The following is a 12844-nucleotide window of genomic DNA, read 5'->3' as shown; positions in this document are numbered from 1 at the left end:
CCGAAAACTGGCCGACTTTTGATTGGAATGGTGGCCGGCTTCAAATCGGAATGGTGGCCGGTCTTTGATCGGAATGGCGGCCGGCTTCACGTCGGAATCCGCAGCTTGTTCGCAAATCGGCGTACCGGGGGTCTTCGGGCGCCAGGTGAACGGTGACGGTCAACTGATCGCTGAGTTGCGCCAGGGCCTGTTGGTCGGCAAGCGAGAAAGAGTTCCGTCGGTCCTCGGTCGCATCGGCGGACCATCTGATCTGGGTAGCCGCGACCATCACAAGACAGGTCGCCACGAGGCAGATGAGCGAACGGACAAGCTTGATGCGCACGGTAGCACCCATGGGGAGCCACATGGCAGCGAGTGCGGCAAATCCAAGAATCGCCGCAAGCACCCCGACGACCAGACTGAGCGAGAACAATCCGAGCTCAAAGGTGTGCAGCGTTTGCGTGAGCGACAGCCGCGACGACCAGCCAAGGAGGTCGGGTTGGCTGGCCGCCGCGAAGTCGATGACCCACGACCGAGTGTGAAGCCGAGTGTGACAATCGCCGCGGTTGCCGCGCTCTCGGTAAGCGCAGCTGCGAATAACGCGATGGCGCCGACCAACAGGCCGTAGAGGAGATGTCCGAGAACAACATTCAGGGTCTCGGCGACGAACAGATGTCCGCCCATGAACTCCCAAATCGCGAGCGCAGAGAGCGCAGGGATACTGGCAATGAGCCAAGCTGCGAAGACGGCGACCAGCTTGGCGCCAATCAAAGTCGGCGGTCGATAGGGCAGCTGGATCAGGAGCCGCAAGGCGCCGGACTCCTTTTCGTTGCCGAGCACGCGTATGGCAACAAAGGGAAACAGCAGCGTAACGGCGACGTAGAAGCCGCCGAACGTCGGAACCAGTACGCCGTCCAGCGGGATAGTGCGCTCGCGAGCCCAGGCGAGGTGAGGGCAGTAGCGCTCGTTTCGCCGTAGAGCGACACGGCCTGAAAGAAGCTGAAGCCGATGAGAGGGCAGAGCATCAGCAGCATTGTCCAGAGCGGCCGGCCGCTCGCCATTTCCCGCAGCTCCTTGGCCAGCAAGGGGCCGAAGGGAGCGCCGAGCGGTACAGCTGCCTCAGGTGAGCGCAAGGAAAACCTCCTCCAACCCACCGGACGAAATTCCCGCACGCGCACGCAGGTCGCTCAGGGATCCGATGCCGCCCACGCGGCCGTCCGCGAGCAAGACGAAACGGTCGCACATGCGCTCGGCATCGAGCAGTTGGTGTATCGCGAGGACGAGGCTGCGCCCCTGCGCCGCGACCTTGCGAAGCACGCTCATGATCTCGCGGGTCTGTCGTAAGTCGAAGCCGTCAAAGGGCTCGTCCATCAGCAGCACGGGATGCGGCGTGATCAGGGCAAGCGCCAGCATCAGTCGACGGGCATACCCTTTGGACAATTCAGACACGCGCTTGATTAACACCGGTGCAAGTCCGACGGCCCCGACTGTCTCCGCGACGTCGAGGTGCGATGTCCGGTAGACATCAGCGAAGAACGCAAGAACATGTTCGACGTACTGGTCGCGCCAGGGCCGCAGGCCGTCGGGAAGGAAGAAGATCGACCTGCGGCGCGATGCAGGCGGCAGAGAGGCGCCGTGCCGGAGAATCCTTCCCGAGTCGGCCGGAAGAAGCCCGGCGATCGCTTCCAACAGCGTAGTCTTGCCGGCGCCGTTCGGCCCGATAAGACCGAGAACTTCGCCGGCCCCCACGTTGAAGGCAACATCCGCCAACGCGGTTTGCTCGCCATAGCGCTTGGTCAACGCACCGACCTGAAGGGCATATCCTCTCTCTTGCCGTGTAGCGATTTGCGCCTTGTCAGACATCCGGCTTCGCATCAACATCGGCTGATTCCCTCCCTGCGTGCGATCGCGCGGAGGCCCAATATTTAGCTCTTCTTGACGGCGACCTTGTCGAGGGCTGCGCGCAGGCCTTTCGCCAGCTTCTGCGCATCGTCGTTCGCCCAGAAATGCATGAAGAAGAGCCGGGGCTGCTCATCGAGCATGTGGCTATGCAACGCCGTGATCTCGATGCCGTTGTCTTGTATGGCCTTGATAACCGGATTGACCTCCTTGGCGATCAGCACAAAATCACCCGTGATCGCTGCTTTGTCGCCGTCGGTCGATTGGAAGTTGATCGCTATGGCCGTGCCCAAGGCAGCCGGCACGTCCATCCCGTTCTCCTTGACCGGTTCGGCGCGCGGGATACTGAACTGGTAGACGCCGCCATTGGCCTTTCCTTTGTAACCAATAGCCCGGTCGACGGCCGCTGTGTCGAACTCGATCTGCTGCGTGGATGCTTGCGATTGTGATGCACCGGACGCGGCATTCTCCATCGGCGTCTTTGTCAGCGCCAAACCGGAATGAAGCGCTGTGGCGAGCGTGACGGGGTCACCCTGGCCGAAGACGTGCATGTAGAGTGTCATCGGTTCGGCGCGCAACAAGTGGTTGTGCACCGCAGTTATCTCGATCCCACCTTCTTCAAGCTTCTTCATGACCGGGTTCACCTCGTCCTGGGTTAGAACGATGTCGCCCATGACCATAGTCTGGTTTCCCATGGGTTCGAACGCGACCCAGCCTCCGAGCGCAAAGCCGGGCTGAAGGGCCACACCGTCGAGCGAAACCTTCAGGTCCGTTCGTGGCAACCCGACCCGGTAGACGCCGCCAGGCATTTCCGTTCCGGCTTTGCCCAGTGTTTGCGCGACTGTCTGCCAATTGGATGCCGCCGATGCCGGTTCCAGCAGCGCCGAGACCGCGATCAGCATCGCGCCGCTCACGAGTTTTGCACGCATGGGAGTTCTCCTTGATCTGCCCCCATCGCCCAGCTTTTCAAGCCACGGCCGGTTTGATGGCAGGTGGCCAACTATGCGTTTCCGCCTTGCGGCGCGAAGCCCAGGCATAGAGCGCGTCGTAGATGACGAAGCCGTGCTTGAGCACTTCCTGGTCGTCGGGCGTCACGTCCCTGAGCCCCATGGAGATCGCAAGCAGCCCCGCCGACTGTGGAGTAAGATCGTGCCGATCCGTGTCGGCGCCGCGAACGATCGAAGCGATCGTCACGATGGCTGGATCGCGCTCGAGGCCGTATTTCGAGACGAAGGTATCGAAACTGCAGCCTTCACCGACATGTGTGAACTCGACGCCGGGCACGTCATAAGGAATAGCGCCCGTCTCCTGTGCAAGCGGGATCACCTGATCGGGTGGCACGAACAGGAATTCGGGCTCCTTGTCGATGAAGCGGGCGATCAGCCAGGGACAAGCAATGCGGTCGATGACCGGGCGTTCGCGGGTGACCCATTTCATGACCTTGTCTCCCTTGATTTGGCAACAAGCCCACGCGGCCCACTGCCATAAGGAGGTCAACGCTACGCCCGAATATGAAATGATACAAGTGTTGCATTTTATTTGTGCACGTGATACGGTTCACTTATGAGTGAGGGGGAAACGACGGAACAGCGCTGGCTGCTCCTTATCCATCGGCTGCCGAGCAAGCCGGCCTATTTCCGGGTGAAGATCTGGCGGCGGCTGCAAGGCATCGGCGCGGTCGCGGTGAAAAGCACCGTCTATGCACTGCCGGCCAATGCCGAGACGCAGGAGGATTTCGAGTGGCTCCTGAAGGAGATCGTCGCGGGTGGTGGCGAGGCGATGGTGTGCGAGGCGCGTCTCGTCGACGGATTGTCGGATGCCGAGGTCCAAGCGCTGTTCGATGCGGCGCGTGATGCCGACTATGCGGAGATCGCCAAGGAAGCGCGTGGTCTCGCCGCCGAGATCGGCGCGAACGCCACGCCGGAAAAGCGTGCGGAGACACGGTCGCAGCTCGGCCGAATACGCAAGCGGCTCGCCGAGGTGGACACGATCGACTTCTTCGGCGCCACGGGTCGCCTCGCGGTCGAGGGTTTGCTCGCCGAGCTCGAGACGCGTCTCGTGGAGGACCGGCCCATGACCGAGGAGTCAAAGGCGACTGAGCCGATTACTGACCTCAAGGGCCGGATCTGGGTGACACGCCGCGACGTGCACGTCGACCGGATGGCCTGCAGCTGGCTAATCCGCCGCTTCATTGATCCAGACGCCGTCATCCGCTTCGTCCCGGGCAAGAGCTATGCGGCAAAGCCGGGAGAGCTGCGCTTTGATATGTTTGACGGTGAGATCACCCATGAGGGCGACCGCTGCAGCTTCGAGGTGCTGCTCACCCGGGCCGGGCTTGACGACCCGGCGCTGCAGGCCATCGCCGAGATCGCCCATGATATTGACCTCAAGGACGGCAAGTTCGGGCGCAACGAGACGACGGGCATTGCCAGCCTAATCGCGGGCATCGCCATGACGAATAAGGGCGACGAGCAGCGGATCGCGCAGGGCGGCCCGGTCTTCGACAATCTCTACCAGTATTTCCGCCAGAAGCGCGGGTGAGGGGAACCAATGACCAGCGTCCATGCCGTCCATCCGAATGCGCTGGGGGATGAACCTTCGCATGGCATCCCCTTCCGCGAAGCAGTGCGGGTCTGGGCGCGAGTCGCTGCGTTGAGTTTTGGTGGCCCGGCCGGCCAGATCGCGGTAATGCATCGCATCCTCGTTGAGGAGAAGCGCTGGATCGGCGAGACGCGGTTCCTGCATGCGCTGAACTACTGCATGCTCCTGCCAGGACCGGAGGCCCAGCAGCTCGCCGTCTACATCGGGTGGCTCCTGCATAAAACCCGAGGCGGGCTCGTGGCCGGCACGCTGTTCGTACTGCCCGGCGTCATCGCCATCATGGCGCTGAGCTGGATCTATGCGATTTTAGGCAATGTCGGCGCGGTGCAGGCGCTTTTCTTCGGTCTGAAGGCCGCCGTCCTCGCCATCGTGCTCGAGGCGGTTATCCGGGTCGGCAAGCGGGCGCTCAAGAACAAAGTCATGATAGGCCTCGCCGCCGCCGCCTTCATCGGGCTCTTCCTGTTCCATGTCCCATTCCCGCTCATTGTCCTGACGGCCGGAGTGATCGGGTACGTCGGCGGGCGGGCCGAGCTGGCAGCGTTCATGGCGGGCAACGGCCATGGCAAGGTCGGCGGCAAGCAGGTCGCCGACGCGGAATCGGCGCTCGGCGAAGGCATTCCTGCCCATGCTCCCCATGCTCGCCCGCCGGTCAGCTGGTCGTTGAAGATCGGAGGTGTGTTTCTGGTGCTATGGCTGGCACCTGTCCTCGGCCTTTTCGTGCTGTTCGGGTCCGGCAATGTCTTCGCCGATATCGCGGTCTTTTTCTCGAAGATGGCGGTCGTGACCTTCGGAGGCGCCTACGCCGTCCTCGCTTACGTGGCGCAGCAGGCTGTCGATACATATGGCTGGCTGAAGCCAGGCGAGATGCTGGACGGCCTCGGCATGGCGGAGACGACGCCTGGCCCCTTGATCATGGTGACCCAGTTCGTCGGCTTCATGGGCGCGTATCGAGCGCCGGGATCGCTTAATCCGCTGCTCGCTGGAACGTTGGGTGGCCTGCTCACCACCTGGGTCACCTTCACACCTTGCTTCCTCTGGATATTTGTCGGTGCGCCGTTCGTGGAAACGTTGCGCAGCAACAAGGCCTTGTCCGCCGCGCTGGCGACCATAACGGCAGCCGTGGTGGGCGTGATCCTGAACCTGGCGGTGTGGTTCGCGCTTCACGTTCTGTTTGGAGCACTGCGCGAAGTTAAAGGGTTCGGCATGACGGTCGATGTGCCCGCATTCAGCTCCGTCAACGTCCCGTCCCTCGTCCTGACATTGGGTGCGCTGGTAGCGGTGTTTCGCTTCAAGATCGGCATGCTCCCGGTGCTCGTCGGCTGTTCGATCCTCGGGCTGCTCTACGGGATGGCAACGGGAGCGATCTAACCCGTGCAGCCAGCGCCGCTTACCAGTGGTGAGGAGGCATCGTTGACGTTACCGTGGCTCGCGCACGGTTTGCGCAAAGCTATTCCGAAGCGGCGCTTCAGGCTCCTTCCTGCCGGTGCTGAGCCGACTGCTGCGAACCTGCTGATATCGAGGGGACTGCGGGCGTTCGGTGGCGGTGTGGTCAGCATCCTGCTTCCCGCCTATCTGGCCACGCTCGGCTTCGACGCCTTCGAGATCGGAACCCTGTCGTCGGCGACGCTCGCGGGCTCAGCCGTCCTCACCCTGGCTGTTGGGATCGTCGCGCATCGCTTCTCCCGTCGAGCGCTGCTGACCGCAGCGGCTGTCCTGATGATAGCAACGGGGGTCGTCTTCGCTGTCGTTCACGACTTCTGGCCGCTGCTTCTCATCGCGTTCGTCGGCACGCTGAACCCATCTTCAGGGGACGTCAGCGTGTTTCTACCGCTCGAACATGCGCAGCTTGCGCAGAGCGTCACCGACTGCGACCGCACGGCGCTTTGCGCGCTACAGCCTTATCGGCTCTCTCGCCGGCGCCGTCGGGGCGCTGGCCGCCGGAGCGCCCGACTTTCTCCGCGACGCCATCGGTCTGGAAATGAAACAGGCCCTCCAGGCAGCTTTTCTACTTTATGCCCCGCTTGGGTTGGCGGCGGTGCTCCTCTATCGGCGGCTGCCGAGTGACGCGCCTGACGCAAACAGAGTGTCGGCACAGCCATTGCGCAGGTCTCGCTCCATCGTTCTAACGCTCGCCGCACTCTTCAGCCTCGATGCTTTCGCAGGCGGCTTCGTCGTCCAGTCGTTGTTGGCCCTCTGGCTCTTTCAACGGTTCGGCCTGTCGCTCGCCGCGACCGGCGCAATCTTTTTCTGGACGGGAGTCCTTTCAGCTGCGTCCTATTTGGTCGCTGTGCGAATTTCCAGCAGATCGGACTCATAAACACGATGGTGTTTACGCACCTTCCGTCGAGCCTCTGTCTGGTGCTCATCATACCGAGCGTCGCTCCGGCTATCGTTCTTCTGCTGATTAGAAGCGCGCTGTCGCAGATGGACGTGCCGACCCGCACATCGTACGTCATGGCCGTGGTGACGCCCGAAGAGCGGGCTGCCGCGGCGAGCATCACCGCCGTCCCGCGCAGCCTCGCGGCGGCCGCCAGTCCAGTCCTCGCAGGGGCTCTCCTTGCCGTCTCCAGCTTCGGCCGGCCCCTGATCATCGCCGGTGGGCTGAAAATTATCTACGACCTTCTGCTGCTCGCGACATTTCGCAGTGTTCGCCCTCCAGAGGAGCACGGGGGCGGGAGGAATGACATGTCAGTCGGCCATGATCGAACTGGCAACGACGCGCGGGTTTCCTGGTGGCGTTGAAGGCAGGACCACCAGCCGGACAAATTGTTTACGTCCGCCGGCAATAAGGATGTAGAGACGCGAGAACTCCTCCGTATCGCGATCTTCGGCAATCTTCTCGGCATCCGTACGGGTGAAGAAACTCTTCCGAAATGCCTCTTGATCGATATCGGGAAATGCCAGCGTACACGTCTGCACCGGTTTGCCGCTCATCGTTGCCTTGGTGGTGCCTAGGATGGTTCCTGCTGGCAATCCTTCCTCCGCTTCGGCCACCAACCATGCCTCCACTGAGGTTGGATTAGCGATTGGCGCGAGTTTGGCGAAGCCTGCTTCGGCAATAAGTGTCCACCTGCGTTCGTGCGCGGTCTCTATCATGCGCTCGAAATTGGGACCCTCGGCCAGACAGGTACGGTGAAATTGTTCGACAGCCTGATCCGCATCACTGGCGGCCTGCGCCGGCGACATCGTCAGACCCAAGATGGTCGCTGCCAACGCTAGAAATCGGAACATGTCTATCTCGCGTAGCTGATTGTGGACGAATCACTTATCCTGAACGGGCTACGACACCCATTGTTCCGGACTGTCGGCGCCTGCATGGCCGGTATTGATCTGGTGGCTTGATGGAGGCGCGAAGCGCCTGCGCAGTTGATGTAATGTTCAGGCATCTGGCAACTGATGAACCATGCCGCACTGGGTTTCGATGACGGACCCTGCTACAGACCCACTCACACCGCCGGGCGGGACCATTCGATCTCGTGCTGAGTTCCTGGAGACATCTCCCGGCGCTCGCCGAGGAACCTGCATGTCGGGCTCGCCGGCACCAGCCCCGGTGGTTTTTCGGGCACTTGGCCTATATCCCAGTCCGCTGTGGAAACTTGTTAAAATCCCTTACGGCAAAGGTTTTCGAGGTCCGCTTTTGCCATTCCCTCGAAGCCCAGCGCCGGAAGAATATCATTATCTCCCTTAAGATCGCGACCGTAAGCCGCCGAGAATATGGCAATTCCAGATTCATGGAGAATCGCTGAATTTCCGCTGATCTTCCCCAACAAAACGGTCGGCAGCAGCCCGAACGGAACGTCCTCGAGAATATAGCGGCTTTCGATGGTTGACGGGCCGAAGCCGCCGCGGCCTTGGCGATCCATCTCCTGGTTCATTTCCGAAACGGTGGCCATGGGGACGTGAAACGACAATGAAAAATGCTCTTCAACTGTGCGCACGGCAATTCCAAAACGGGCGGCGATCGCCAATCGTTCCGCGTCCAGAGCCTCGATAAAGCGGCCGACAGCCGGGGTGACGTTTCCGGCCTGGCTCCACTGTTCTCCCTTCTCCATGCGTGTGAGATTAAGAAGAGCGATCCCGAGATGGTTCTGCGGATTGAGGTTGCTGAGCGCGATAGCAAGCAAACCGTCGCGCTTGACGAAACGATCTCCAAACAAGGTCGTGCAAAGCTCGAACCCTTGGTCCTGAGCACTGAAAGGCAGCGTCGCGACATCCAGTTTCTGGCGAACGGTTGCAACATCGATTTCGGCTGGCCCGCGCTGTTGCCCGGTCACGAGCGTGGTACCCCAGACGACGATCGGCAGGCTAACCTTCCGGTCCGCAAGCCGCTTGGAGAGATACAGTGCCCCAAAGGAACTGTGCGAGCTAATGATTACCGGCATTCCCTCCCTCAGATAAGGAGCGGCAGCGTCCATCACCATCTTGTGCCCGTAAGCCGGCAACGCGATTATGACGACGTCGGCATCGGCAATGGCGTCTTCGCAATCCTTGGCGATGCGAACCTTAGTCGTTGCCTTGATAGCTCCGGTAGCCTTCAGCAATCCACCGGCGGCCAGCGCCTTGGTGCGTTCTCCGGAAGGCGACCAAAGCATAGGGTCATGTCCCGCTTCGGCCAGATAGGCGGCAAGGCCGTAAGCAATCGCTCCGGCGCCAAGAATGCTTACGCGCATAAATTCCCTCCTGTTGCTGGCATTGCAGCCTCCATTTCTCACTAGGAGGTTCCACAAATCGGAGCCCGCATCTGCCATCGTCGGCTTCTGGCGATGGGATTCCGGCCTGAGCCCGCGATTGCAACATGCCGCAGCGAATATTCGTTTCCGCTTGACATATATCAAAAATGAATGAGACGATGTCAATCATACCGATTGCGCATGTAGAGAGAACATGGAAACCCGCGACCTTCAGAGCTTCCTTGCGGTTGCTGCCAGCGGCAGCATTACCAAGGCTGCCGAGATGCTCGGGTGTTCCCAGCCTTCGGTGACACGCACCATTCAGGACCTCGAGGCAGAACTCGGCTTCGAATTGCTGCACCGTGTCGGTCGGCGGGTGCAGTTATCGGAGGAGGGTGTGGCTTTCGAGGAGGAGGCGCGGCGCTTGCTGATGTCCTTCACCGAGCTTGCTGCGCGGGCCAAGATGATTGCCGCCGGCCGAGGGCGGATCCTGCAGATTGTTGCCACTTCCGCGATTGGAACCGGCTTGATCCCGACGGCCATGGCCGAGCTCAAAGGTGTCGAACTTCCGCACGAGACGCATCTCGGGCAGTTTCTTCCTTCGATCGTTGCCCAGGAAGTGCGCAGCGGCCGTGCCGAGATCGGTTTTTCGAGCCTGCCGCTCGACACGCCCGGCCTGGATGTCCTGAGGCTCTATTCGGCACCCGATGTGGCTGCCGTGCGGAAGGACGATCCGCTGGCTGAGCTTGACGTCATACCGCTTTCCGCTTTTGCCGGTCGCCGCGTCGCCACGCTTCTCAATCCGCTGCGTTTTCAGTTGCATGTCTCCAAGGCACTGGCGGCCAGGGGCATCGACACCGGTCCAATGATCCGGACCAATACCGCGTACGGTGCGTTGCAGATCGTGCGCCAGACTGGCGCTGCGGCAGTCATCGATCCTCTCACCGCTTATGGCGTCGCCCTGCCTGATGTCGTCATCCGCCCGATCGACGTGACCGTTCTGTTTTATTGGGGCGTTGTGGCCGCCGAAAAACGCCCACTTCGTCCGGTCGCCAAGGCGTTGATGGACGCGGTCGAAGCGGTTGCTGAACGCTCGATCGCCGGTTTCACGAAGCTCGATCCGGCCTTGGCCGGCCAGTTGGTGAACGGTTCTGAATCCGGCACAAATCACGGGACTGGAATATGAAGCATACCCCCACACTGCCGGCCCCGGCGGGGCTCGCTGCGCTGGAAGCGCAGCTTGCACAGGATCTCGAGTTTCTCGAGCTGCCGGCCAAGCCTTGGGTTCCGACGCGCACGGAGAATGGCGTCCCCGTCCGTGACGTCGTTGTCATTGGCGCCGGCATGTGCGGACTTGCCGCCACGGCAAAACTGGTGCTGACCGGCATCACCAATGTCGTCGCCTACGATGCGGCTCCGGCCGGGCTCGAAGGACCATGGGTGACCTTTGCCCGTATGCAAACGCTTCGGTCGCCCAAGACCTTGCATGGTCCGTCGCTCGGGCTGCCTCATCTGACGTTCCGCGCCTGGTATACGGCGCAGTGGGGAACCGACGCCTGGCAGGCGCTTGACAAGATTCCGCGAGGCCAGTGGATGGATTACCTGGTCTGGTACCGCAAGGTCCTTGCTCTGCCGGTGCGCAACAGCGTGCGCATAACCGGCGTCGCGCCCTCCGGCGATCTGATTGCAGTCGATGTCGAGGGCGCCGAAACGGGCCGGGTTCTCACCCGTCATCTCGTTCTGGCCACAGGCCGGTCGGGTCTGGGCGGTTTTGCCGTGCCCGATTTCCTTAAGGGCATCGATCGCGCCTATTGGGCTCATTCTGCCGACGACATCGATTTCGACGCGCTGAAAGGCAAGCGTGTCGCGGTCATCGGCGCTGGTGCCTCTTCCATGGACAATGCCGCGACGGCGCTCGAGGCTGGCGCCGGCTCTGTGGACATGTTGATCCGCCGCAAGGAAATGCCACGCATCAACAAGCTGACCGGCATCGGCAGCCAGGGTGTCGTGCTCGGCATCCATGAACTACCCGACGCGTGGAAGTGGAAATTCTTCGACTACACCGCCTCGACCCAGACACCGCCGCCGCGTTCATCGACACTTCGCGTGTCTCGCCATTCGAATGCTCGGTTCCTTCTCGACTGCGGCATAGTTGCGGTGAAGGAGGAGACAGGGACCCTGCTGGTGGAAACCACGCAGGGGCCGTTGCGCTACGACTTCCTGATCGCGGCAACCGGCTTTTCGAACGATTTCAGCGGCCGCCCGGAATTTGCGGCGATCGCCCCACATATCCGCACCTGGTCGGATGGCCGATACAGGCCGGATATGGGACCGCCGCGTGCAGGCATGTCCGATGCACCGGATCTCGGTCCTGCCTTCGAGTTCCGTGAACGCGTCCCCGGCTCCTGCCCGATGCTGGCACATATCCACTGCTTCAACGACGCCGCCATGCTGACGCACGGCAAGGTCTCCGGCGACATCCCGGCCGTCAGCGCCGGTGCCGACCGTCTTGTGCGCGGCATCGCATCTTCACTTTTTGCCGAGGATGTCGAAACCCACTTCGCCAATCTGATCGGCTACGACACGCCCGAACTTCTGGGCGACGAGTGGGTCGATTCAACACCCTTGCTGCAGAAGGAGGCCGCGTTGTGATCGACGCGATGGACAAGGCTGCCGGCCTTTCACCAGATGATCCCCTTTTCGCCGCACGGCGATTTCGGCCCGAATTCGTGCGAGGGGCAGAAGAATGTCGCCTCTCGGTGCTGCACCCGGCAACCGATCAGGGGCTGGCGCCGAATTTGCGTGTTGCTCTTGCCCGTCGCATGGCGGCCCTGAACGCCGATCCGGTCCTGGTGGCCGAATATGATGTGCAGCTGGCTCAGCTTGGTCCGACCGAGCAGCTTCTGGCCTTGGCCCAGGGCGAAACGGATTTGGATGAACCCCTGGCGACCATCGTTCGTCATGTTGACCTGGTCACCCTGACGCCGAAAAAGGCGGGAGCGAGCGATATCGCTCTCCTGGAGAAGGCTGGATTGAACTATCCTCAGATCGTCGCGCTCTCCGAGCTGATCGCTTTTGTTAACTTCCAGACACGGGTGGCGGCCGGCTTGCGCCTGATGAGGCCGACATGATTTCCTCGGTTCGTCTGAAGCCATTGAATTGGCACCCGTACATCGCGCCGGTCGAACTTTCCGAGGCCACGCCGGAACAGCTTGAAGCGATGAAGGTCACGCCATCGGCCAAGAAAGTTTCGGAATATGTGCGCACCCTTGCGCATGATCCAGAGAGCTATCTTGCCCGCACGGTTCTGTTCAACGCAATCATGTACGTCGAAGGCGGGCTTGCCCGTCCCGACCGCGAACTTGGTGCATTGGGTGCCTCGATAGTCAATGGCTGCAAATTCTGTGCCGTCGTTCACGCCCGCAGGCATGCAGAGCTGACCAAGAGCGACGAAGTGGTCACCGCGCTGTATCTCGACAAACCTGAAGCGCTCGGCCCACGCGATGCGGCAATCTACAGTTTTGCCCGCCGCCTGTCGGCGGCCCCGTCGGAAGCGACGGCAGACGATATCGCCGCGCTTCGATCAGTCGGCATGGACGACCGCGAGATCATCGACCTTATCCACGCCATATCGATCTTCGGCTGGGCGAACCGGCTGATGCACGTTCTCGGCCATGCGGAGAGCGGGTGATGAT

Annotated in this window: 12 protein-coding genes and 2 pseudogenes; 7 read left to right on the top strand and 7 right to left on the bottom strand. The window is 61.5% G+C overall.

The genetic code is table 11. From position 1 onward, the window contains the following. Positions 1-40 precede the first annotated feature (40 nt). The 5 genes and pseudogenes from NKJ13_RS21630 to NKJ13_RS21610 all read right to left on the bottom strand — a co-directional run bounded on the left by NKJ13_RS21630 (position 41) and on the right by NKJ13_RS21610 (position 3315). Positions 41-412, bottom strand: coding sequence for a hypothetical protein (locus NKJ13_RS21630; protein WP_352778280.1), 372 nt, complete (start codon positions 410-412; stop codon positions 41-43). A 161-nt stretch (positions 413-573) separates the two neighbouring features. Beyond that, positions 574-819: pseudogene (locus NKJ13_RS21625) on the bottom strand (ABC transporter permease subunit); the annotation flags it as partial. Between the two features lie 279 nt (positions 820-1098). Continuing rightward, positions 1099-1779 carry an ABC transporter ATP-binding protein gene (locus tag NKJ13_RS21620; RefSeq protein ID WP_352778273.1) on the bottom strand — a complete coding sequence of 227 codons (681 nt, stop codon included), beginning with the start codon at positions 1777-1779 and terminating at the stop codon, positions 1099-1101. A gap of 125 nt (positions 1780-1904) precedes the next feature. Continuing rightward, a complete protein-coding gene (locus NKJ13_RS21615) occupies positions 1905-2780 on the bottom strand; it encodes a DUF1259 domain-containing protein (protein ID WP_352778271.1) in 876 nt (291 codons plus the stop codon). Positions 2781-2844: 64 nt separating this feature from the next. Next, a complete protein-coding gene (locus tag NKJ13_RS21610) occupies positions 2845-3315 on the bottom strand; it encodes a chromate resistance protein ChrB domain-containing protein (protein WP_352778269.1) in 471 nt (156 codons plus the stop codon). Positions 3316-3519: 204 nt separating this feature from the next. On the opposite strand from NKJ13_RS21610, the gene NKJ13_RS21605 reads away from it, so the two are divergent. From NKJ13_RS21605 to NKJ13_RS21595, 3 genes and pseudogenes are all read left to right on the top strand, one after another. Next, complete coding sequence (locus NKJ13_RS21605) at positions 3520-4419, top strand: chromate resistance protein ChrB domain-containing protein (RefSeq protein ID WP_352778267.1); 900 nt, start codon at positions 3520-3522, stop codon at positions 4417-4419. A 9-nt stretch (positions 4420-4428) separates the two neighbouring features. Further along, entirely contained in the window at positions 4429-5847 is a 1419-nt protein-coding gene (gene chrA / locus NKJ13_RS21600) for a chromate efflux transporter (protein ID WP_352778265.1), read from the top strand. A gap of 81 nt (positions 5848-5928) precedes the next feature. Then, a pseudogene (locus tag NKJ13_RS21595) lies at positions 5929-7146 on the top strand (MFS transporter); the annotation flags it as partial. Positions 7147-7167: 21 nt separating this feature from the next. Here the strand turns inward: NKJ13_RS21595 and NKJ13_RS21590 are convergent. Together NKJ13_RS21590 and NKJ13_RS21585 are read right to left on the bottom strand one after the other, a co-directional pair. Further along, positions 7168-7710 carry a hypothetical protein gene (locus tag NKJ13_RS21590; protein WP_352778263.1) on the bottom strand — a complete coding sequence of 181 codons (543 nt, stop codon included), beginning with the start codon at positions 7708-7710 and terminating at the stop codon, positions 7168-7170. A 368-nt stretch (positions 7711-8078) separates the two neighbouring features. Next, complete coding sequence (locus NKJ13_RS21585; protein ID WP_352778261.1) at positions 8079-9149, bottom strand: NAD/NADP octopine/nopaline dehydrogenase family protein; 1071 nt, start codon at positions 9147-9149, stop codon at positions 8079-8081. Between the two features lie 214 nt (positions 9150-9363). Here NKJ13_RS21585 and NKJ13_RS21580 point away from each other — a divergent pair, with 214 nt between their 5' ends. Genes NKJ13_RS21580 through NKJ13_RS21565 form a run of 4 tightly spaced genes read left to right on the top strand, consistent with a single transcriptional unit; the run spans position 9364 to position 12840 of the window. After that, a complete protein-coding gene (locus NKJ13_RS21580) occupies positions 9364-10335 on the top strand; it encodes a LysR family transcriptional regulator (protein ID WP_352778259.1) in 972 nt (323 codons plus the stop codon). Then, positions 10332-11801 (top strand): NAD(P)-binding domain-containing protein, encoded by a 1470-nt coding sequence (locus NKJ13_RS21575; protein WP_352778257.1) that lies wholly within the window; start codon positions 10332-10334, stop codon positions 11799-11801. The genes NKJ13_RS21580 and NKJ13_RS21575 overlap by 4 nt, the downstream gene beginning before the upstream one ends. Continuing rightward, positions 11798-12280 (top strand): CMD domain-containing protein, encoded by a 483-nt coding sequence (locus NKJ13_RS21570; protein WP_352778254.1) that lies wholly within the window; start codon positions 11798-11800, stop codon positions 12278-12280. The genes NKJ13_RS21575 and NKJ13_RS21570 overlap by 4 nt, the downstream gene beginning before the upstream one ends. Continuing rightward, positions 12277-12840, top strand: a complete 564-nt coding sequence (locus NKJ13_RS21565) for a peroxidase-related enzyme (RefSeq protein WP_352705892.1) — start codon at positions 12277-12279, stop codon at positions 12838-12840. The genes NKJ13_RS21570 and NKJ13_RS21565 overlap by 4 nt, the downstream gene beginning before the upstream one ends. The last annotated feature ends 4 nt before the right edge of the window (positions 12841-12844 follow it).

The organism is Mesorhizobium sp. M0174 (assembly GCF_040322275.1).
In the GTDB taxonomy this organism is placed as follows: Bacteria; Pseudomonadota; Alphaproteobacteria; order Rhizobiales; family Rhizobiaceae; genus Mesorhizobium.
This window is presented reverse-complemented; position numbering and strand designations above follow the sequence as displayed.